This window comes from Bacillus sp. ABR (assembly GCF_056172715.1).
On record NZ_JAOYSL010000001.1, the window covers coordinates 44,012 to 67,580 of the forward strand.

Here is a 23,569-nt window from a genome sequence, read left to right on the forward strand (position 1 = left end):
GTAGTCTTTCGTCCTTTTATCCATAGACAATGATCTGTCAAATGATGGACTTTTTACGGAAAAAAAGATAAAAGGTCCTGAATGACTCGTTGATGACTGGCTGCTGTGTATTCACGCCAAGGGTCAGACGTAAGTGGATAGACTGCTTGCTGCGTAACAGCTTTGAGATTTTGCCAAGCCTCCTGCTGCTTTAATTTTTGATAAAAAGCAATGGTTTTTGGTTCCTTATGCAGGAAAAGGAAGATGGTATCTGGATCTAGCTGTTGTATAGATCGAATGCTGATTTCTTTTTCTATTAGCTGGCCGTCATTCTGAAAAGCTGGCTGAAGACCAATGTCTTGAAAAATCACTTCTGACATGGTGCGATTCACAGACAAATAGAGCTGATCTTGAAAGATACGAAGAGGCAGGACGGTTTTTGGTGGATGATCAAAAAGGCATGCCTTTTTCGCTTGAATGACGAGTTCCTCGTAATGAATCAGCCATTCTTCTGCTTCCTTCGCTTCGTTTAGGAACATAGCTGTTTGTCTGAATTGAGTGCGCCAATCCAATTGTGTGAATGGAACAAAGTGAACAGGACAGATGGTTTTTAACACTTGTTTTTCTTCCTCTGTCACATGATCATTGGCAATGATCAGCTCAGGCTTTGTTTCCTTTAATAGCTGTAAATTGGCTTCAGCGTGCTCGTTGATCCGATGTGCACTCAGGTGAATCGGAATTTCTTCTGCATAATGCTCAAAATCATGTGCTGTCCATTTAGGGTGAAGAGGGGCAGCATATGGGATGATATGAATGGGTGTGAGCTGGCCGAGTATGGAATGGCCATAGGCTGCAATTTTCCGCTGCCGGCTTTTCATATAAGTAGAAGGGGTCATTCCCGTTTTTTTCTTAAAGATGCGGCTGAAGTAATACGGATCTTGATAGCCGATTTCAAGTGCAATGTCTTTGAGCTTTGCGTTGCCTTTTGCCATTAATTGTTTCGCTCTAGCCATCCTTTTCTTGGTGATATAATCAGTGACACTCACATCAAAATGCTTTTTAAATAGCTCACTGTAATGATTAGAGCTGATGCCAGCCATATGAGATAGACTTGTCAGGCTGAGAGGTTCTTCGGAATGTTGATCGATATATTGTTTTGTTTTGAAAAGGGCATGTGCCGTGTCACAAATATCTTCTTTATGCAGTGTGAAAAGCTGCATAATGAGCTGCTGAAAAAGAGTTTGGCTTTTAAAAAAGCTAATAGATTCAGGTCTTTGCCATTCCTCTGTCATATCAGACAGTAAAGAATGAATTTGTTCAATCGAACTAATATCGATAAATTGCCATTTATTCAGTAAAGAACGGGCATGTTCCGTTGATACTTCTCCTATGTTTTGATCTTGCAGCGTGTAGAGCTGAAAGCGAAACAGATAGAGCTCGTGTTTTTGATAAGGCTCTGTTTTCAACATAAATGTTTCCCCAGGCATGATCGTATAGAGTGTCAGATGTTTCAATCGCCATTTTTGATCGTTCAATGTGAGTAAACCGCTGCCGCTTATGCTGAAGAGGAGGCAGAATGTATCTGATAGCTGCTGCTCTGTATGTGGAAGCTCTGCATTATTTATTTTTTCAGTATATGTTAATCGATAGATGAATTGTTCGGCATTTGCCAATGTACGTAATTGATTGTTGTTTCCCATAAAACCACCTGATCTCTTATTGATTGATAAACATTCTCAATTAAATTGTAGCAGAAAGAGCTGAAAGATGGTGATGTTTATTCTGTCAAAAAAGCACCCTGATGGAGATCAGGGTGCAATGATTTATTCCGTTTTTCCATGTGCTAGTGCAGGTTCTTTTGATAAGCTTAATGGCCGCAAGTCCTGCCAGTGTGTCTGGATATAATCGATGCAGGCATTTCTAGTGTCTTCACCAAAGACTTTTTCCCATCCATCTGGCACTGGTGCAAATGATGGCCAAAGTGAATGCTGTCCTTGTTCATTGACAAGCACAAGAAATACACCGTCTTCACGATCAAAGGGATTTGTCATTTGTCATCTCTCCTTTATTCTTAGTGCTTTTGGTTGACCCGATGCAGTGCGTTGTCTAAGATGACACCAATTTCTGCTAGGGGTTTAGGCTGGCACATGTCTTTGTGCCGGCAATGAATGTCGTGCTGTTCGATTGTTCCGTTGATATAAGGTGCCCATGCTTCGGGATCAATTGGTGTAAACCAATCTGGGATAATGGTAGATCTAAAGAATAATATGTCTCCCTGATAAGTTTTTGGCTGATATTCTCCGAGCAATCGAACTGAATTCACATAGGTTTCTTTTAGATTTCTAATGGCATCTTCACTTAAGCTTGCTAGTGCACTGCCATCTTTTTTCAAAATGTCGATGGCACTTTTCATCGTGAGTGGTTCACCTGTTAAGGTATCTGGATCATAACCGCCGAGCGCAAGAAGAGCGATTAGTGCTTCTTCTTCATCAGGTGCTTCTTTAATCGGTAAGAAATGGTTTGGATAGGCATCCAGCATCGCAACAAGTGCGATTTCTTCACCTTGCTGCTGGAGCTGTGTAGCCATTGCTTGTACAACGTTTCCACCTAATGACCAGCCAAGAAGATGATAAGGGCCTTTTGGCTGAATTGTTTGGATGTGCTTGATGTAATCCGCAGCCATATCATCTAGTGTGTGCGGGTAGTCATCTATTCTTGCGATTCCTCGTGCCTGTAATCCATAAATAGGGATGTCTTTCTCTAATGTATTCAAGAGACCTGCATAGCACCAGCTAAGACCACCTGCTGGGTGAACACAGAAAAGAGGATACCTTTCTCCATTTGTTCGCAGCGGCAGCAAGATGTCTAGTGCGTTTTCATCGCTTCCTGTTTCTAGTTTCTCTGCCAAACTTGCCACATTTGGTGCTTCAAACAATGTTCCGATACTTAGTTTGACACCAAGTGCATCACGAATGCGGCTGATTAAACGAACCGCAAGCAGTGAATGTCCGCCAATGTCAAAAAAGCGATCGTCTATGCTGATTTTAGGCAAATCAAGCACCTCTTCAAAGAGATGACATAGGATTTCCTCTTTCGGATTTCTTGGGCCGCGCCCATCCGCTTGCTGTAAATGCAATTGAGGGGCCGGCAGTGATTTTTGATCAAGCTTCCCGTTTGCTGTAAGCGGCATGGCGTCAATCTGTACATATGCTGCGGGCACCATGTAATCAGGAAGACTGGCTGCTGCAAAATGACGAAGGGCTTCAGTATCGAAATGGTCTTCTTCCGTTGTGACGATATATGCGACTAAGCGCTTGTCGCCAGGCTGATCCTCTCGCATTATGACGGCCACTTGTGCAACTGCATCATGGCGTGCCAGAACGGCTTCGATTTCTCCAAGTTCAATACGGAATCCGCGTATTTTAATTTGATGATCAGCTCTGCCAATGTAATCAAGCGCCCCTTCTTCTGTCCAGCGCGCAAGGTCGCCGGTACGATACATCCTTGTGCCAGGTGCTCCATATGGATCGGCAGGGAATCGATCTGATGTCAGGTCAGGTCTGCCTAGATAACCTCTTGCAAGGCCAGCTCCAGCTACATACATTTCACCTGTTGTCCCAGGGGGAACAGGCTGCAGGTATTCATCAAGTACGTAAACGTGTAAATCAGGAATCGGTTCACCTATTAAACTGCTGGAGTTCTTTGTGATCATATCTCGATTGAGTTCATTGTACGTAACGTGTACAGTGGTTTCTGTAATGCCGTACATGTTAATTAGCTTTGGCTTACAGTCTGAGTGACGGCTGTACCAATCTTCTAATCTGCTAAGCTCTAATGCTTCACCGCCAAAGATGACATAGCGGAGTGATAATGCTTGGCCTAGTGTTTGTTGTTCCTTGTCTATCTGCATGAGCTGATAGAAGGCAGAAGGTGTTTGATTAAGCACAGTCACACCTTCCTCGACTAGAAGCTGCAGCATCTCTTCAGGAGAGCGAGAGATGGTATGAGGTACAATGACAAGCCTGCCGCCATATAAAAGTGGTCCCCATATTTCCCATACTGAAAAATCAAAGGCATATGAATGGAACATTGTCCAAACATCCTCTTCATCAAAATGGAACCAATGTTCAGTAGATGTCAGAAGACGGATGACATTTTGATGTGGGATGACCACTCCTTTTGGTTTCCCTGTAGAACCGGATGTATAAATAATATAGGCCGGATGCAGAGAAGATAGCGGTTCAATTCTGTCTATATCAGCCGGATTATGATTTGGCATAGTCAGCAATTGATCGCTCGTTTCTTTTTCGTCTAACAAAATCAAATCGCAATCAGCAGGGAGATGCACTGCATCTGCTTTTGTTGTGATGCTGCAAACTGGTTTGGCATCTTGTATCATGTATGCCAGCCTGTCTGCTGGATAGTCAGGATCAAGCGGAACATAGGCTGCGCCTGCTTTATGAACGGCTAACAAGCTTACGAGCATGTCGATTGATCTAGGCAGGGCAAGTGCAACGAACTGTTCTGGTCCAACGCCTCTTTGTATTAATAAATGAGCAAGACGATTGGCTTTGTTGTTTAACTCACCATAGGTAAGCTGCCTATTGCCATACGTTACAGCCACTCGATCAGGATATTGCTGCGCCGTTTTTTCAAATAAGGCTGGGAGACTATGTGCTTGATCTAACTGAGCGAATGTCCTTTTATCAGGGAGAAATGTTTGCCGTTCTTTATCTGATAAAATGTTCACTTGGCCAATCGGCACGTGTGGGCGCTCAGTCACTTCAGTTAAAAAGCGCTTCATTCTGTCAGCGATTGCTCGAATGGTGCTTTCTTTAAACACATCTGTACTGAATTCAAACAAACCTGTTAATCCTGCTGCTGATCCAGTTTCAGTTCTTTGTTCTGTCAATTCGATGGTCAGATCAAATTTAGCTGACCCTACTGGTTTCACGTAAAGGTCTGAGTCAAGCTGTGTCAGCTTCATTTCTGCCTTCGGTGTATTTTGGAAGGCAAGCATGACTTGGAACAATGGATTTCGTGATCTGGATCGGGTTGGATTTAGGATTTCGACTAGCCGTTCAAATGGCAGATCCTGATGCTCATAGGCTGCTAAGTCAACGTCTCGCACTCGCTTCAATAGCTCACTAAAGGTTGGATTACCATCTGTATTGGTACGTAATACTAGTGTGTTCACAAACAAGCCTACAATGTCGTCAAGTGCATCGTCATTCCGTCCAGCAATGGGACTGCCGATTGGAATATCTGTCCCCGCTCCAAGTCGTGTTATTAATGCTGCAAGTGATGCTTGAAGCACCATGAACAAACTCACTTGATGCTGCTTGGCAAGCTCAAGGAGGTTCTGATGTAAAGTGGGTTCAATCGTAAAGTCTATCGTCGCACCGTTGAAGCTTCCTTCCTGTGGACGCGGGAAGTCATAGGGAAGTTCAAGTTCTTCAGGCAAGTCATGTAAGGCACCTTTCCAATAGCTGAGCTGCTTGGCAAATAGACTATCCGTCTCTTCTTCACTACCCAACAGCTTCTGCTGCCAAATAGCATAGTCAGCATATTGAACAGGTTCTGCTGGCAAGGAGATGGATTTTCCTTGTATACGGGCTTCGTAAGCAGCAGCTAAGTCTCGCGTCAATGGTGCAAGTGACCAGCCATCACCAGCGATATGATGCAGCAATAGAAGCAGGACGGATCGGTTTGCATCAAGCGTGAATAACTCTGCTCGCAGTGCAGGTTCTTCTTCAATTTTAAAGCTATAGCGAATGGCTTCGTTTAACTGACTCTCAATTTGTTGATCGGTTGAAGCTGTGACATGGAGTTCAGGCTGAACACTTTTCGGATGTAAAATGACCTGTCTTGGCATGCCGTTCTTATCTGGAAAAATGGTTCTAAGGGTTTCATGTTTTTCAGTGATATCTGCCAGAGCACCAATTAGAGCTGTTTGATCTAGTGTACCTGTCAGTTGAATGACAAGTGGAATATTGTAAGTTGGACTTGGCCCTTCAAGGCAATGAAGGAACCAGAGCCGTTTTTGGGCAAAGGATAATGGAATTTCATCTGGCTTGTCTTCAACCTGAAGCGGCGGCCGAATGTCCTTCGCTTTGTCAATATGCTGCGCAAGATCAGCAACCCGAGGCGATTCAAAAATGGTACTCATGCTTAGGTCTGCGCCAAGTGTATCGCGTATACGTCTAAGCAGGCGAGCGGCGAGTAAGGAATGTCCTCCTAAGTCAAAGAAACTATCATCTATGCCAATTTGAGATACTCCAAGGGTTTCTGCAAATAAACTACATAACATGTCTTCTTGTGGTGTTCTAGGTGTCCGCTCAGAACTAACTAAAGACATATTTGGTATTGGTAATGCTTTGCGATCGATTTTGCCGTTTGGCGTAAGTGGAAGTTCTGGCAAAACGACAACAGCAGAAGGTACCATGTAATCAGGAAGTAATGAAGCCACAAACTGTCTGAGCTCTGAAGGGTGTAGAGAAGAGCCATCTGTCAGCACAACATATGCACAAAGCAGCTGCTGCCCAGGTTGATCTTCACGAACGATAACAGATGTATGCTTAATGGCTTGGTGCTGCATCATCACGGTTTCGATTTCACCTAGTTCAATACGGAAGCCGCGGATTTTAATTTGATGATCGGCACGGCTGATATAATCAATCGAACCATCTTCACGCCATCTGGCTAAATCACCAGTACGATACATTCTCGTGCCGCTTGTGCCGAATGGATCAGCGACAAAACGTTCAGCCGTTAAATCATATCGTCCAAGATATCCTCTAGATACTCCTTCACCAGCAATATAAAGTTCACCGATTGACCCTGCTGGGACTGGGTTTAGTCCTTCATCTAAAATATAAACGCTCGTATTCCAAATGGGTTTACCGATTGCCGGCCCGCTATTCTCTCGATGTGCTGTGACATTTTCCATCGTAGACCAGATCGTCGTTTCTGTAGGTCCGTACAAATTAGTAATGTCGCATTGAAGAGATTGCAAGGTATGCAAAAGGGAGGCAGGGAGTGCTTCTCCTCCAACAAGAACTCGCATACCTGTAATCACGTCAGGATATTCATCTGCCAACGCATGCCACAACGTTGGTGTTGCCTGCATGATTGTGACATGATAAGAACGAATCATATCTGAAAGTTTTGCTGGATCTTGTATGGTTTCTTTTTTTGCCAATAAAATAGCAGCTCCATGTAAAAGCGGGAGGAACATTTCGAGCCCGGAAATATCAAAGGCAATGGTCGTTACCGCTAAAAGCTGGTCTTCTTGATCTAATAAAAATGAATCTTGCATGGACAATATAAAGTTGATCACATTTCGTTTTGTTACAACAACACCCTTTGGTTTGCCTGTCGATCCTGATGTGTAGAGGATGTAAGCCGGGTGATGTGGAGAGCCCTCGCTCCAAGTCGGATTGAGATTTGGACTGCCTGCTATCTCCTGATGAACAGTTGAATCATCCAGTTGAACGATGTGCGGATGGTCCAAACCGTCTGCTGTCTCTTTGACTGTGAGCAAGCACGCCGGTTTGGCATCTTCTAGCATATAGGCGACTCGATCGTTAGGGTAATCAGGGTCTAATGGCAGATATGCAGCTCCCGTTTTGACGACGGCTAATAGACTTACGACCATATCGATGGATCGAGGCAGAGCAATGGCGACAAATTGTTCTGGTCCAATGCCATGTTTTTTCAAATAATGAGCTAATTGATTAGCCCGCTGATTCAACTCTTCATAGGTCAAATTAATTCCTTCAAACTGTAATGCTTTTGCTTGTGGCGTTTTGCTCACCTGTTTTTCAAATAGTTCCCGTAAAGATTCCTTTGGTAATTCTCGTTTTGTATCATTCCAGTGCTTGAGAATCTTCTCTTTCTCTTCAAACAAAAGAAGGTTGAATTGACTGATCGTCTGATCTTGCTCTAATTCGGTTATTTCCTCCAGCAATTGAAGAAAACGCTGCTGATGAGCGTCAACTGCTTGCTCTTTGTAAACGGCAGGGTTTGCATCAAAGTCGATTTGAAATCCGTTCCCATCCGCGCGGTCGTATATGTTGATCGATATATCATCCACGGGTCCTGCTGAGAGGTTATGTGCTTGACCAATGCTCTGATCGAACATGAGATCATAATCAAATGGCATGATATTGATCTGCGGGCCAAATAATCGCTGATTTCTTCCGATAAGTTTAAAGTCTCTCCGCATGTCCTCGTGACGATATCTTTGATGAGGGCGAATGGCTTTTAGTTCATCAGATACTTGGCGAACAAGTGCTGAGAGCGTCATTTCTGGTTTGCATGTTAAACGAAGCGGTACCAGGTTCATGACCATTCCGGGTGTTTGTAAGGCGCACGATCCAAGGCGCATCATCACAGGTAATCCTAAAACAATATCATGTGCACCAGTCATACGATGCACATATAAAGCGGATGCAGCAAGGATCATTTCATGCCACGTACCACCGAAGGCTGGAGCATTTTTTTTCATTTTGCTTACCTTTGCAGCATCGTAGCTAGCTGTTTTTCGTATAAAATGATCCGACGTTCTTGGGGCAAGCTCAGCAAGGCTGACAATTTCAGGTTGATCAGCAAAGCGATTTTTCCAAAACGCTCGATCATCTTCATATCGATTGGACTGTTGATAAGTGATCTCCTCTTGAACTACGTCATGTAAGACTCCAAATGTTTGAGGAGGCACAGGTGTCCCTTTCGATAGAGCGGAATAGACCTCAGCAACACGACGCGCAATGAGCGAAAAGGCGAATCCATCAATGGCAATGTGATGAATGCGCTGATACCAGATAAATCGATCGTCAGCAAGTTGAAAAAGTACTTCACGGAATAATACATCTTTCTCTAAAGAAACTGGCGTTGAAAGATCTGCCTTCATCCATGCTTTAGCCGCATCAAGCGGCTGTTTTTCATTTTGTAAATTGATCAATTGGAATGGAATCTCTTTCTTAGAAGAGAACCATTGCTTTGGACCGTCAGTATCCTCAACGAATCGCATATACAAAGAATCTGCTTCTAAGACAGTTTTTCTAATGGCTGCTTCAAAGTGTATGGGGTCAATAGGACCTTTAATATCTATATACTCAGCTGTATTGAAAATAGGATTAGATGGATCAAGCTGCTGCGCATACCAAATGCCTAATTGGGCACCGGTTAGTGGAAATGAATCGACTGACTGGATCGACAAGGGTCTATACCTCCTTTACAAGTAATCGATATTTGGAATAGATGGCTGTTTGTCTGGGAAAAGAAGAGTCCGCCAATGAGCGAGTGTTGGATTTGCTGCAAGCTCAACGAAATTGACTGTCGCTCCTTGCTGTCTCCACTTTTCCGCTAGGCTCATCATTCTAATAGAATCAAGTCCAAGGTAGACGAGATTCTCGTCAAGCGGTATTTCATTCGGCTCCATTTGGAGATACTCAGCTACTTGCTGAAGAATGGCCTCAAAGGATAGGTCATCACTTTCTGCATCCTGTCCTGTTAAACGACCAATGATTTGATTTGTTGTTGTGGTGACCGCACAGCGTTCAGCTGCATAGGTCATGGCCATTTTGTGATGTTTCAATGAAAAGTCAGCGACGGCATCGGCGACAAAGAAGGTTTCAATATCGAGCATGAATGCTTCTGCGGCTGTCAGCATACAGCCAATATGTGCATATACGCCAGTAATGATCAGTTGATCACGCCCGCCTTCTTGAAGAATATCCAAAAAATTAGATTTTTTGAATGCGCTATAACGCCATTTTGTCAGCAATGTATCTGCCTCAGATGGAGCAAGCTGATCAATGATTTTTGTCAATGCTTCATCATCACCAAGTCCAGGTCCCCAAAAATCTGTTAATAGGGCACGATCCTTCGGGTCTTGGTCACCAGGCTGAGCTGTATAGACGACTGGAATGCCAAGTTCATTGCATGTGTCACGTAATTGTTCAATATGCTGAACTAACTCTGTGATCGGTGATGTATCTTGTTGAAATGCATTTAAAAAATATTGCTGCATGTCATGTATCAGCAGAACAGCACGTTTCGGATCCGGTATCCAGTTCACTTTATTTTCGGGTAAATCTTGTGTGCTTGGCATTGGATATGCAGGAATAGTAGGGATTGCCATGGTTTTCACTCCTCTTTTTATACGTTGGCAGTATGGGTTGCAGCTAGTTCTCTTAATGCTTTTTTACTGACTTTGCCTACACCTGTTTGTGGGAACGCATCGATCCATTCAATGCGGTCAGGAATTTTATAGGCTGCGAGTCCGCGTTCTCTTAGAAATGATTTTAAGACGTGCGGTGCTGGTTTGTTGTCTCCTTTTGCAATGACAAAGGCACATGAGCGTTCGCCAAGAAATGGATCCGGCATGGATACCATGGCGGCATCATGAATGTCAGCATGCGCAAGTAAATGGTTCTCAACTTCTTCAGCGGCAACCTTTTCGCCGCCACGATTGATTTGATCCTTGTCTCTGCCTTCTACAACAACATTTCCTTCTTTGGTTAATCGCACGATGTCACCTGTTCTGTAAAAGCCATCGGGTGTAAATGCTTTTTTGTTTTGTTCATCGGCTTTATAGTAGCCACGAATCGTATAAGGTCCTCTTGTTAAAAGATGTCCAGCCACTTCATGCGGGACGGGCTTGTCCTCATCATCTACCACTAGTACCTCATCATATTCAGACATCGGGCGTCCTTGTGTATGAATAATGACATGTTCAGGATCATCTAATCTGGTATAGTTGACCAGACCTTCTGCCATACCAAAAACTTGTTGTAACTTACATCCAAGGGCAGGCATCACTCGTTTTGCTGCCTCAGCACTGAATTTAGCACCGCCGACTTGTAAGACTTCAAGACTCGATAAGTCATCTGATCGATGAGGAGCGGCCTCTAGCCAAATCAATGCGATAGGTGGAACGACAGCGGTAATGGTCGCCCGTTCTTTTTCAATGAGTGGAAAGATTACATCAGGGCTGGATCCAGGTGCAAGAACGACTCTTCCGCCTGCGTATAACGTCCCAAGGACTCCAGGCGAGCTTAATGGATAGTTGTGCGCAACTGGAAGTGTAGCTAGATACACACTTTCTTGTGTGAGCTCGCACACCTCATTGCTTTTCCAAAGACTATAAATATAGTCATCATGCGTGCGAGGAATAAGCTTAGAAAGGCCTGTGCTGCCTCCAGATAACTGAAGAAATGCAATATCGCTTGCCTCTACATGAATTTGGGGATCAAGTGCTGGGTCCTTGCGCAGATCATCTAAGCCAAGGAATTCCTCAGCTTCCCCTGCAACAATGACATGAGGTAATGAGGGAAGCTTTTCTTTCACTTGACGTGAGAGTGTTCGATAATCAAAGCCGCCATCGATATCTGGTATGACATATGCGTCTGCTTCGGCAAACTCAATAAAATAAGTGATTTCACTGCTTCTATGAGATGGCAGAGAGAAGACGGGTAAAGCACCGATTCGAAATAAAGCGAAAATGACCTCAAAAAAAGCAGGAATGTTAGGAAGCTGCACGACAACTCGACTTCCTTTTTGAATGCCAAGCTGATGAAAACCGGCGGCAAGACTGCTGACGCGCTCATCAAGTTCTTGGTAGCTCATATGCGTATCAGCGTATGTAATCGCTGTTTTATTTCCTAACGATGCGGCGCGTGCACGAAGCATACCGCCAAAGGTTTCCCCACGCCAACAGCCGTTTTCACGGTAGCGTTTTGCAAATTCTTCTGGCCATGTAGGTGGTTGAACAAACATGTTTTTGTCATCTCCTAAGAATTTTTATAGCTGATGGATGCCCATCGCATGAAGCATTGTGTTGAATTTTGCAGATGTTTCAGCTAGCTCTTCTTCTGCCTTTGACCCTTTGACCACTCCTGCACCAGCAAAAAGGCGAAGGGAGTGACCCTCAGCTTCTGCACAACGAATGGTGACAATCCAATCACCATCACCATTTTCATCTGCCCAGCCGATCATTCCTGTGAAAAATCCTCGATCGAAGGGTTCGATTGCCTGAATGGCTTCACGTGCATCTGCTGTAGGTGTTCCGCATACTGCAGGTGTTGGATGAAGGCTCAGCGCTATATCAATTGAGGACACATTTGGATCTGCTAATTCACCTTTTACGACAGTAGATAAATGCCACATCGTTTCTGTTTGTATGACGGAGGGTGATGCAGGCACATCTAGTGTATGACAGTAAGGAGCAAGCGCTTTAGTGACAGCTTCGACAACCACTGCATGCTCGTGTAAATCCTTCGCTGAAGTAAGGAGTTCATCGTGACGGCGCTGGTCTTCTACTGGATCTGAACTGCGGGGCCGAGAACCAGCGAGTGGATTGGAAATCACAGATGAACCAGTTTTTGAAAGAAGTAGCTCAGGACTTGCCCCAAGAAGTGTTCGCTTTTCGGAAGATGCCGGGTCAGCTACATTTGTAGCAAACGTATAGCCAGTCGTATTATGGCGAGCCAGTCGTTCGAGTATTGCTTTCGTATGAATTTCTTGATTTGATTTGAGATGGAGGGATCGAGAGAGTACGATTTTGCTAAGCTCTCCGCTCTCAATTTTAGCTAACCCTTCGTTCACACCTTCCATGTAGACATCTGGAGCAGGGACAGGTGTCACCTCATAAGATGGAGATGCAGCTTCTGGTTCCTCATCAGCTTGTTGAAATTCGAGTGGATCACTAAACTGTACATGGACTGGCACATTTAAACGAACGGGCTGCGCCGGATCAAACGGGACAGCACCAGCAACAATCGGTGCTTGAATACCAGCTTGTTTGGCAGCGTCAAATACATGCGCTACCTTTGTGGATAGTTCATTTAGTTGATTGGTTTCAATATGCTGGAATATCCCTTCGGCAAGTATCGTGCGTTTAGGGGAAGCAAGGAAAAAAGCGCCTGGCTGATAGTCTTGAAGCAACTGTACTTTTTCTTCTGACGACAATAATGAATGTTTCATGAAAAGGCCTCCTTTTGAATGAAATGCTAGATTCCGAGTGTTGCGCCACCATCAATCGTGAGATTCTGCATCGTAATATGACTGGATTGCTCAGATGCAAAGAAAATGACTGCATCAGCGATGTTTTGAGGATTAGCGATTTTTTGTAAAGGAATACCGGTTTTATACGTCTCTAATGAGCCTTTAATCACCTGATCTTCTCCTTGTTCATCAGCCCATAAAGCCCATTGCATAGGTGTTGCGGTAGAGCCGGGAGAGACGACGTTGCATCTGATCCCGTAGGCTGCCAGCTCTAATCCAAGTGTTTTTGTAAAGGAAGTAGCTGCTGCTTTTGAAGCGGCATAGGCAGCCATATTCATTCTAGGAATGGCACCTGCGTTAGAGCTGACAGTCACAATGACCCCTTCTGATCTTTTCATCATGTATTTGGAGACAACTTGAGATACGTAAAAGACACCGTGTGTGTTGACTGAGAAAGTTTGTTGCCAGTCATCTGCACTAAGCTGGTCAATAGAACTGATTCGAAGAATGCCTGCTACATTGACCAGTAAATAAATGGGTCCAAGCTGCTTTTCAATTTGATCGACAATGTGCTGAACAGAAGCTTGATCGGTGATGTCCCCTGGATAGGCAAAGGCACGTATGCCATCATCATTCATTTGCCTGACGGTGCTTTGCAGCTGCTTTTCATTTGCGTCAACTGCTGCAATAATCGCACCTTCCTCGGCTAGTCTTTTAGCGACTGCTTGTCCAATACCTTGTCCTGCGCCTGTAATAAGGGCAATTTTTTGAGATAGACCACTATGTTTCATGTGTTCACTGCCTTTCCTTCATGTCTGTGGTTGTGAAAGGATCATCATGATAGAGTGCAAAACGAAAAGCGTAATTCATTAGCACTGGTAAAACGGACGTATGTCCTTCTTCAGGGAACTCGTGATAGGCCGTATGCAAGCCATTTGAAGATAAAGGCAGCATCCGATTTGCTAGTGCATGTGCATGATCATTCATTTGACATGGATGATGTTTTTCTAATTCACCTACACCTACAAGCAGCCTGGCATCCATAGACATCTGACGTATATGATTGGTGAATTGGTGTTCTTTTTCTAGAAATAAATCTTTGTTCCAGTGGATAGAAGGACTGCCCGCAATATATGTCTGATAAGCATCAGGGTGCTCAAATAGTGTGTGTAATACAAAAAGACCGCCAAGAGAGTGCCCAAACAGTGTTTGACGACTCTGGTTGATCGGAAAGCGCTGCTCGATATAAGGCTTTACAATCTTTTCTAAAAAAGAAAAGAACGCAGAGGCGCCGCCATATGTATGGGTGGAGAAGTCCTTTCTTTTGCCGCCAATGGAAGCGTCAGGGCCGGTTAGAGTGAGATCATAATGCCTGAGCGGATGATAGGGCGCTTCTGTCTGATAGCCAATTCCAACAATGATGGCAGGTATGACACCTGTTTTTTCAGGTCTTCTTGACTGTAAACGAAGTGCTTCGACCATTGTGCCAAAAAGTGAATTCCCATCAAGTACGTACATGACTGGAAAACCAGCCGCTGGAGGAGTAGTATTCGGTTTAAATATAAAAAGTCTATATGGGTGTGCTGTGATATCCAGTTGCTCCGTCCCAGGTATAAAAAAAGGACGGCTTTCTCCGAAAAGTGAATCCTCAGCATCCATTCCATCAGGGCGTTTGGACATATGTAAAAAATCCCCTTCCTCAAATTGAGCCTCATACGATGATAAAAGCAGGCTTGCGGATATAGGATGAGTGTAGTAATAGAATTGAAATGAAAATGATTCTCAATTATCACGCAAGCAAATCAAATGATAATGGTTATCAATTATGAAGTCAAATGTTCATTAAGTCGTGTAGTTGATCATTTAATCTAAATATTATGAAAATAAAGGACTAAATAACTACCAAATGAATGGAAATAGGGAATGCCGGACTGAGTCATTTAAAAAGAGGAGAAATGCCAAAAGACCTTGACCGTCTCGGGATATTTACCATTTTCTTCTGTTTGATTCAGGAATATATATAGGTGTTTCTTCTTGAAATCATTTTGAGGAAAAATAAGTCTATAGACCTTCTTGTATTTTTAGGAAAAAAGAGGAGAATTTTTCGAAAAGCTGGTGATCATATCTCACAACTTATTCAATATTATACGTAAATTCATATACAATTTTCTAAGGGAGACAAGATCGAAGGGAATGTAGGCAGAATGAAAACTTCATTAGGAAAGCTGAGGCTAAAACTGCATGAAAATCAGCTCAAACTGACAAATACGTTTACAGTGGAAGAATATCATGAAATGAAACAGTCATTACATGAAATACGGATGTCATTTGCGGCCTATGAACAATGGGATTTATACCAGCGGGCCACCGATATGATCACCATCCTCCTCTTTCAACACGCCCTCAAGCAAAAACCCCAATAATTTCTTATGAAAGGACGGTGCTGTTTTAAGTGGCAAAAGATCATAGAGCATCAAAAATGCGGCAATTAAAAAAGTAAGGGATGTCCCCTTACTTTTTTTCTGCAAACACCATTCAATTAAAATCCATCTGTGACATCATATTCGTAACGAATATCGGCTTTGACATTGCTCATAGTAGATCTCGCAGTAGCCTTTGCGTTGTACTTAAAGCTCCATTTTTGCGCAACTTTTAATTGATCATCCAGAGAAATATGGTAAGAACCACTTGTTGCAGATGAAAAAAGTGATTGGTTCCAAATCTTGTTTTCATCAGCCATCAGTTTGTGTGTGACATTTCCTTGGTTAGGCGATTGGGTACTAGTTGTTGAAATCGATTTAACGATTGCATTTTTAGGTATAGAAGAATTGTTCGTTAAATCCATAGTAATGATAGAAGAATCAACTCCTAAAAAATTTAAAGAAGAATTCCCCAAGTTGGTAGCAGTCCCCGTAAAATTGAATGTCCCATTTCCAGATTTGATACGATCTTGGATAGAAACAGTAAAGTACATATTCCCTGTATATGTACCACGGGTCACTTTCACAAAGTAAGTTTCTGAAGTTGAAGTAACTTCATCAGTATTAGCAAAAATGAAGGGTGTAATTGAATCAGGGTTAATGACTCTAGATCTCCCATCAGAATATTTCGAATTATACACCTCGATTTTCATCCCCGTATATTGCTTATCATATGAACTTCGTACATAAACCCTTTCACCCTTATTGATCGTGAACTGATAATACGCTTCATTTTCACCTTCAGGTAAGATTGTCGTATCTGGACGACTATATTTCCAATATCCCATTGAGCTTGCTGTGTTAGGACTGTTATTCCCCGTAATCGCTGCTTCTGCTGAATGAGGTGCAAAAAAACTAGTAATAAGCACTAACAATAATGCAGGTAATAAAAAACGTTTGAAAATAGTATTTGTCATATTTTAACCCTCCTTGTAATAATTACTATATCGGATCAAAACTAACAAATTTTAACTTAATTGCCGATATATTTAATAATCACTATTTTTTAAAAAAGGAGAATCAAAATGAATATTAATACGTCGTACACGGCAGGTGCTTCAAACAGTCAGAACCGAATAGACTATAAAGGTCAATCAGCTATTAAAAGTACAAATGAGGTGATGACCGAAGCTGATAGACGAATGAAAATACTAGATGAAAAATATCAAAAAATAAATGAACAAAATAAACGTTTCAAAGATCCTCATGGCCATATATTTGATAAGTATCGAAATCCAAACTCCCCTTATTTCAGAAATGACTTAACCAAACCGGAAAGAGAGGCGGCTTACTCTATTGAAATTGGATGGGCTAATAGTGGAACAGGAGGGCATTATAATTCTAATGATGCCGCCTTCCGTAATGAAAAACGGTACGATCCTACACAAGAAAGTGTAGAAAAGAAAATACTCAATCGTCAAAAAGTGAACGAACAATTACAAGATTTATTCTCTAAAAACGGTATAACCATTCCTAAAAACACAAATTTAACTTTTACCATTGATCCAAATAATTTCAAATTAGTGGTGAGTGGATCAACAGACGAATCGCTGATGAAACAGATAGAAGACCTATTAAATACAACTAACAATACACGAGAATTATTTTTCCATATTATGAAAAGCAGAAATGATGATTCTACTCAATTCACACCGGATTCTCTAGCAAAATTCCATCTTGTCAATCAAATCAAAACGGTGACAGGCTACAATTTAAAAGATTTAAGCATTGTAAACGGTCAATTTGTAACGGATAAAGGAACGAATATTTTTGATCTATACAAAGAAGAACTCCTGAAAAATCCATACACAGCTGAAAATGCACGCATTGCTGCATCACATTATGGTGCACAGCTCTTTGATCTAGCCAAAAATGGGTTTGATTCTATTCCCGATTTGGTGTTATCTATTGGTTACCAAAATGGCTCCTTATATGACATTGGACAAAAGGTGAATTACGGAGTATCAAAGTGAAGATAAATACATCTAACACAACAGCCGTTCTAAATAAGCAGAACCTTCCGGACTTCAATAGCCATTCAGCTATTAAAAGTACAAATGAGGTGATGACCGAAGCTGATAGACGGATGAAAATACTAGATGAAAAATACCAAAAAATAAATGAACAAAATAAACGATTCAAAGATCCTCAAGACCATATATATAATAAGTATAGAAACCCTTATTCTTCTTATTTCAGAAGTGATTTAACAAAAACGGAAAGAGAAGCTGCTTACATTATGGAAATGAGTTGGGCAAGGAATAATAAAGGAGGTCAATATGACTTTAATGACGCCATCTTCCGTAATGAAAAACGGTACGATCCTACGCAAGAAAGTGTAGAAAAGAAAATACTCAATCGTCAAAAAGTGAACGAACAATTACAAGATTTATTCTCTAAAAACGGTATAACCATTCCTAAAAACACGAATTTAACCTTTACCATTGACCCGAACAATTTTAAATTAGTGGTAAGTGGTTCAAAAGACGAATCGCTGATGAAACAAATAGAAGACCTATTAAATACAACCAACAATACAAGAGAACTATTTTTCCATATTATGAAAAGCAGAAATGATGATTCTACTCAATTCACACCTGATTCTCTAGCAAAGTTCCATCTTGTCAACCAAATCAAAACGGTGACAGGATACAATTTAAAGGATTTAAGCATTGTAAATGGTCAATTTGTAACGGATAACGGAGCGAATATTTTTGATCTATACAAAGAAGAACTCCTGAAAAATCCATACACAGCTGAAAATGCACGCATTGCCGCATCACATTATGGTGCACAGCTATTTGATCTAGCCAAAAATGGGTTTGACTCTATTCCAGATTTGGTGCTATCTATTGGTTATCAAAATGGCTCCTTATATGACATTGGACAAAAGGTGAATTATGGGGTTAAGAAAGCGATAGATTAACAAAACGTGGACGACAACAGGTGCAAAACCAGATACTGTTAATAAAGGACTCTATAACAATTTATGTTACAGAGTCTTTTCTATTGAAGTGCGTTGTTTCGCTGTTCAACGAAACATCCTCATGGTAATTTTGACTATAGTCGATGTTTTTCACTTTTTTATTGATGAAAATGTTAAAATGATGAGTAGCGTATTTTTTTATGAAAGGACGGTGCTTGGCATGACGGAACTTCTCGATGACCGGCTGCCGCCGCAAAATATAGAAGCCGAGCAGGCCGTATTAGGTGCTGTTTTTTTAGAACCATCTGCGCTAACGCTCGCTTCTGAGGTATTAATTCCAGAGGATTTCTATAGAATGTCGCATCAAAAGATTTACAATGCGATGCTTATCCTTGGCGATAGAGGAGAACCGGTCGATCTTGTCACGGTGACATCTGAGCTTGCCAATACAGATTTACTAGAAGAGGTAGGGGGGATTTCGTATTTAACCGATATTGCGAACTCGGTCCCAACTGCCGCAAACATTGAATACTATGCAAAAATTGTAGAAGAGAAATCCATTTTAAGACGTCTGATCCGTACGGCGACAACCATTGCACAGGATGGGTACACGCGTGAGGATGAAGTAGAAGACCTGTTAAGTGATGCTGAAAAGACCATTATGGAAGTGGCGCAGCGTAAAAACTCAGGAGCCTTTCAAAACATTAAGGACGTTCTTGTTCAAACATACGATAATATTGAACAGCTTCATAACCGCAAAGGCGATATCACAGGGATTCCAACGGGTTTCTCTGAGCTTGACCGGATGACAGCTGGATTCCAGCGAAATGATTTAATCATTGTAGCGGCTCGTCCATCAGTAGGGAAAACCGCCTTCGCATTGAACATTGCCCAAAATGTCGCGACCAAAACAGACGAAAGTGTCGCCATCTTTAGTTTAGAGATGGGGGCGGAGCAGCTCGTTATGCGTATGCTTTGTGCAGAAGGGAATATCAATGCACAGAACTTAAGAACCGGTAATCTGACAGAAGAGGACTGGGGCAAGCTGACAATGGCGATGGGCTCGCTGTCAAACAGCGGGATTTTCATTGACGATACACCTGGAATCCGAGTAAGTGAAATTCGCTCGAAATGCCGCCGCTTGAAGCAAGAAAATGGTCTTGGTATGATTCTGATTGACTACTTGCAGCTCATTCAAGGAAGCGGACGATCAAGCGATAACCGTCAGCAAGAGGTTTCTGAAATCTCAAGGGCCTTAAAATCGCTTGCAAGGGAGCTTGAAGTTCCGGTTATTGCTTTGTCTCAGCTTTCCCGTGGGGTAGAGCAGCGTCAGGACAAACGTCCGATGATGTCTGATATTCGTGAATCAGGAAGTATTGAGCAGGATGCCGATATCGTGGCATTCCTTTATCGTGATGATTACTATGACAAAGAATCAGAGAATAAGAACATTATCGAAATTATCATTGCCAAACAGCGTAACGGTCCAGTTGGTACAGTATCACTGGCGTTCGTCAAAGAATATAACAAATTCGTCAACCTGGAAAGAAGATTTGATGATGCGGGTGTTCCGCCCGGTGCTTAAAGCCCAGCTCAAGAAGCTGGGCTTTTTTTTGATTGACCTACATCGAAAGAATGATTGAAAAAACAGTCAATATGAGGAGGAGAGAGAAAAAGAGAAAGCGTATACTAAAAAGAGAAAAGGAGTGAAGACTGATGAAATTTCAACAGTTTGAAGCCGCTCAATTACGTATTGCACGCCCAACCGTCAACATGAAAGAGGTTGTTTCCTTTTATGAAGAAGGCTTAGGGCTCAAACGAATAGGCTCATTTGATCAGCATGAAGGGTACGATGGTGTGATGCTCGGGCTGCCTCACCAGCATGTTCATTTAGAAATCACCAAACATGAAGAAGAAGAAAGTCTGCCCGTCCCGCATCCAGAACAGCTGCTTGTTTTCTATATTCCGGATGAAGAGGAATTTCAGCAAATGAAAGAGAGATTGATTTCATTTGGCGGACGGCATGTCACCTCAACGAATCCATACTGGGACCGGGGAGGAGCAACCATTGAAGACCCAGATGGGTACCGGGTTGTGCTGATGAATACAGATGGTATTACACCGGTTTAAAAAAGACTCCTATTGGTGGGGTCTTTTTTATGTTGATGAACAGTGGACACGATAAAAAGTTGTTTTTTCTCAAAATCTCCATTTCCAAGCGCTAAAGAAGTGATTAAAGCGCTTTTCTTTATATTTAAAGCGAACAAAATTTGATTTCGAGATATTAATGTTCGGATTTCGCGTTGACTTTTTCGGTGTGCATTGATAAAATAAATGTGTTTGAAAGAGATAACGTTTTGAAAGGTTAACGGAGGTGCACGATATGTCTTCAGTAGTCGTAGTAGGTACGCAGTGGGGTGACGAAGGGAAAGGGAAAATTACCGATTTCCTTTCAGAAAATGCAGAGGTGATTGCCCGTTATCAAGGGGGAAACAATGCAGGTCACACGATCAAATTTGATGGAGTGACATACAAGCTACACCTCATTCCATCCGGTATTTTTTATAAAGAGAAAACTTGTGTCATCGGTAATGGAATGGTGGTTGATCCTAAAGCGTTGGTCACTGAGCTTGCGTATCTTCACGAACGGAATGTGAGTACAGATAACCTCAGAATCAGCAATAGAGCCCATGTTATTCTGCCTTATCATTTAAAATTGGACGAGGTAGAAGAGGAGCGGAAAGGGGCTAACAAGATCGGCACGACGAAAAAAGGAATCGGACCAGCTTATATGGACAAAGCAGCCCGCGTCGGTATCCGTGTCGCAGATCTATTAGATCGTGAAGTATTTGAAGAGAAGCTTGCACGTAATCTAGAAGAGAAAAATCGTCTTTTAGAGAAAATGTACGACACAGAAGGCTTCAAGATTGAAGATATTTTAGACGAGTATTATGAATATGGCCAGCAAGTGAAAAAATATGTCGTGGACACATCTGTTGTTCTGAATGATGCACTAGATGAAGGCCGCCGCGTGCTATTTGAAGGAGCACAAGGGGTCATGCTTGATATCGATCAAGGGACATACCCATTTGTGACGTCATCTAACCCAGTAGCTGGAGGAGTGACGATTGGTTCTGGTGTAGGACCAACAAAAATTCAACATGTGGTCGGCGTGTCAAAAGCGTACACAACACGTGTTGGAGATGGCCCATTCCCGACAGAACTCCATGATGAAATTGGCGATCAAATTCGTGAGGTTGGCCGTGAATACGGTACGACAACTGGACGTCCGCGCCGTGTCGGTTGGTTTGACAGCGTTGTTGTCCGTCATGCACGCCGTGTGAGCGGAATTACAGATTTATCTCTTAACTCAATTGATGTACTAACAGGGATTGAAAAGTTGAAAATCTGTGTTGCTTATAAATTGAACGGAGAAATCACAGAGGAATTCCCAGCAAGCCTAAATGAATTAGCGAAATGTGAGCCTGTCTACGAAGAAATGCCTGGATGGACAGAGGATATTACAGGTGTGAAGAACTTAAGTGAACTGCCTGCAAATGCCCGCCATTATTTAGAACGCATTTCACAATTAACAGGTATTCCACTTTCCATTTTCTCAGTCGGACCAGATCGTTCACAAACGAACGTTGTCCGCAGCGTGTACCGTCCATAAGAATAGATTGATGAGACACCAGTAAAATCTCGCATTTTACTGGTGTTTTTTTGTTTAAATATTCCTTAATTTCAGTAGAACGGACTTCCGATAATTACCAAAATATGATAACTGTATAGAGGGAAGGAGCGTTCTAGTGAAAGAAAGAATACGATTATTAGATATTTTACGAGGTTTTGCCATACTAGGCACATTGGGAACGAACGTCTGGTTTTTTGCGTACGCAGGGGATACCTTTGCGACAGATCAGATTGCGGATGAATATGAAAATGGCAGTTTTCTTGAAAGCCTTGTCTCCATGTTCGTTTATGGAAAAATGCTCTCGCTGCTCACGATCATGTTTGGTGTTGGATTGGAGCTGAAATACCAGCAGGCAAAAAGGAAAAACACGCCTTGGCCGGGCACTTATTTATGGATTCTTTTATTTTTATTTATCGAAGGCTTTGTCCATTTTGCGCTCGTGATGGAATATGATGTGCTCATGAGTTATGCCGTTACTGGGCTGCTTGTGGCTTACATTGTACGGGGAGGCAGCAGGCGTATCAAAAAAGGCATGATATTCTCAGGTGTGATTCATCTACTCGTCATGTCATGTTTGATGGTGTACTCCCTCTCTGACATGGAGTCAGCGGCCGATGATCAAAACGGTGAACCGGCGCTGGAAGAGCAGCTTCCAGAGACATGGATCTCGCAGGTTCAAGAACGGTTACAATACTTTTTCATGTACCGAGAAGAAGCAATCTTTATCATTCCAATGAACACATTTCTGTTTTTATTAGGTGTGCGGATGATGAGAGCCGGTGTATTTTATGCAAATGAACGCGGACAATCTCTCCGGAAAATATTGTTCCGAATCGGACTGTGGGTTGGTCTGCCGCTGAATGCACTAGTCTTCGTTCCAAACGATCTAGTGGAATTTGCGGTGCGCTACGCCTTTTCACCATTCCTCTCTATTTTCTATATAGCTGTCATTGCGAAGCTCCTCGCACGCACGGAGTCATGGTTCATGTGGAATTGGTTTGAATATGTAGGGAAAATGGCGCTTAGCTGCTACATCCTGCAAAATGTCATCTGCTCCATTCTTTTTTATAGTTGGGGATTGGGTCTTGGCGGTCAAATCAATGCGCCCCTTATTGTATTGGCATGGCTGTTAATTTCCCTTCTGCAAATCGCGATTTCAGCAGTTTGCCTAAAGGTTTGGAGAATTGGACCAATGGAATATATCCGTTCACGGGCACTTCGCAGGGTGACGATGAAAAAAGCATCATAAAGGGGATAGAGAATATGTTTTTTAAAAAAATGACGAAAAAAGAACAAGCGAATGCACATCAAGCGGCTGTGCCGGCATTTGTCTTTTATCTTCTCGCATTAGGAGGGCATGCGTTGTACGCGTATTTCCAAGGTGACAGGCCACCGGTTACTTTTGTCATTTTAATGGCGGGACTCCTTGTTTTTTTCTCCGCCGACTGGTTATTTAACAAAAAACATTCATAAAAAAAGCCC

Annotated in this window: 17 protein-coding genes; 8 read left to right on the forward strand and 9 right to left on the reverse strand. The window is 42.4% G+C overall.

What is annotated here, in order from left to right:
- Positions 1-53: 53 nt before the first annotated feature.
- The 8 genes from OIT90_RS00225 to OIT90_RS00260 all read right to left on the reverse strand — a co-directional run bounded on the left by OIT90_RS00225 (position 54) and on the right by OIT90_RS00260 (position 14,667).
- On the reverse strand, positions 54-1,679 hold the full coding sequence (locus tag OIT90_RS00225) for a helix-turn-helix domain-containing protein (RefSeq protein ID WP_474892129.1): 1,626 nt from the start codon (positions 1,677-1,679) through the stop codon (positions 54-56).
- Positions 1,680-1,802: 123 nt separating this feature from the next.
- Positions 1,803-2,030 carry an MbtH family protein gene (locus OIT90_RS00230; protein ID WP_151284989.1) on the reverse strand — a complete coding sequence of 76 codons (228 nt, stop codon included), beginning with the start codon at positions 2,028-2,030 and terminating at the stop codon, positions 1,803-1,805.
- A gap of 20 nt (positions 2,031-2,050) precedes the next feature.
- Positions 2,051-9,199 (reverse strand): amino acid adenylation domain-containing protein, encoded by a 7,149-nt coding sequence (locus OIT90_RS00235; protein ID WP_474892130.1) that lies wholly within the window; start codon positions 9,197-9,199, stop codon positions 2,051-2,053.
- 15 nt (positions 9,200-9,214) lie between these two features.
- On the reverse strand, positions 9,215-10,123 hold the full coding sequence (locus OIT90_RS00240; RefSeq protein WP_059376712.1) for an isochorismatase family protein: 909 nt from the start codon (positions 10,121-10,123) through the stop codon (positions 9,215-9,217).
- Positions 10,124-10,140: 17 nt separating this feature from the next.
- Complete coding sequence (locus tag OIT90_RS00245; RefSeq protein WP_474892131.1) at positions 10,141-11,760, reverse strand: (2,3-dihydroxybenzoyl)adenylate synthase; 1,620 nt, start codon at positions 11,758-11,760, stop codon at positions 10,141-10,143.
- 24 nt (positions 11,761-11,784) lie between these two features.
- Entirely contained in the window at positions 11,785-12,966 is a 1,182-nt protein-coding gene (gene dhbC / locus OIT90_RS00250; protein ID WP_268501871.1) for an isochorismate synthase DhbC, read from the reverse strand.
- A gap of 26 nt (positions 12,967-12,992) precedes the next feature.
- On the reverse strand, positions 12,993-13,778 hold the full coding sequence (locus OIT90_RS00255) for a 2,3-dihydro-2,3-dihydroxybenzoate dehydrogenase (protein ID WP_474892132.1): 786 nt from the start codon (positions 13,776-13,778) through the stop codon (positions 12,993-12,995).
- A gap of 4 nt (positions 13,779-13,782) precedes the next feature.
- The gene (locus OIT90_RS00260) at positions 13,783-14,667 is read right to left on the reverse strand and encodes an alpha/beta hydrolase (RefSeq protein WP_474892133.1); all 885 of its coding nucleotides are present in this window, start codon (positions 14,665-14,667) and stop codon (positions 13,783-13,785) included.
- A gap of 524 nt (positions 14,668-15,191) precedes the next feature.
- On the opposite strand from OIT90_RS00260, the gene OIT90_RS00265 reads away from it, so the two are divergent.
- Positions 15,192-15,410, forward strand: coding sequence for a hypothetical protein (locus OIT90_RS00265; RefSeq protein ID WP_059376728.1), 219 nt, complete (start codon positions 15,192-15,194; stop codon positions 15,408-15,410).
- Positions 15,411-15,526: 116 nt separating this feature from the next.
- Here OIT90_RS00265 and OIT90_RS00270 read toward each other — a convergent pair whose 3' ends face one another.
- Complete coding sequence (locus tag OIT90_RS00270; protein WP_151284982.1) at positions 15,527-16,384, reverse strand: hypothetical protein; 858 nt, start codon at positions 16,382-16,384, stop codon at positions 15,527-15,529.
- A 108-nt stretch (positions 16,385-16,492) separates the two neighbouring features.
- Here OIT90_RS00270 and OIT90_RS00275 point away from each other — a divergent pair, with 108 nt between their 5' ends.
- From OIT90_RS00275 to OIT90_RS00305, 7 genes are all read left to right on the forward strand, one after another.
- Complete coding sequence (locus OIT90_RS00275; protein ID WP_461198913.1) at positions 16,493-17,440, forward strand: DUF4885 family protein; 948 nt, start codon at positions 16,493-16,495, stop codon at positions 17,438-17,440.
- A complete protein-coding gene (locus OIT90_RS00280; protein ID WP_474892134.1) occupies positions 17,437-18,393 on the forward strand; it encodes a DUF4885 family protein in 957 nt (318 codons plus the stop codon). The genes OIT90_RS00275 and OIT90_RS00280 overlap by 4 nt, the downstream gene beginning before the upstream one ends.
- A gap of 220 nt (positions 18,394-18,613) precedes the next feature.
- On the forward strand, positions 18,614-19,978 hold the full coding sequence (dnaB, locus tag OIT90_RS00285; RefSeq protein ID WP_024424034.1) for a replicative DNA helicase: 1,365 nt from the start codon (positions 18,614-18,616) through the stop codon (positions 19,976-19,978).
- 131 nt (positions 19,979-20,109) lie between these two features.
- Positions 20,110-20,523, forward strand: a complete 414-nt coding sequence (locus OIT90_RS00290) for a VOC family protein (RefSeq protein ID WP_047203210.1) — start codon at positions 20,110-20,112, stop codon at positions 20,521-20,523.
- A 253-nt stretch (positions 20,524-20,776) separates the two neighbouring features.
- Positions 20,777-22,066: an adenylosuccinate synthase gene (locus OIT90_RS00295; RefSeq protein ID WP_024424032.1), complete on the forward strand. Its 1,290-nt coding sequence runs from the start codon at positions 20,777-20,779 to the stop codon at positions 22,064-22,066.
- A gap of 136 nt (positions 22,067-22,202) precedes the next feature.
- Entirely contained in the window at positions 22,203-23,336 is a 1,134-nt protein-coding gene (locus tag OIT90_RS00300) for a DUF418 domain-containing protein (RefSeq protein ID WP_474892135.1), read from the forward strand.
- A 14-nt stretch (positions 23,337-23,350) separates the two neighbouring features.
- On the forward strand, positions 23,351-23,560 hold the full coding sequence (locus OIT90_RS00305; protein ID WP_039182844.1) for a hypothetical protein: 210 nt from the start codon (positions 23,351-23,353) through the stop codon (positions 23,558-23,560).
- The last annotated feature ends 9 nt before the right edge of the window (positions 23,561-23,569 follow it).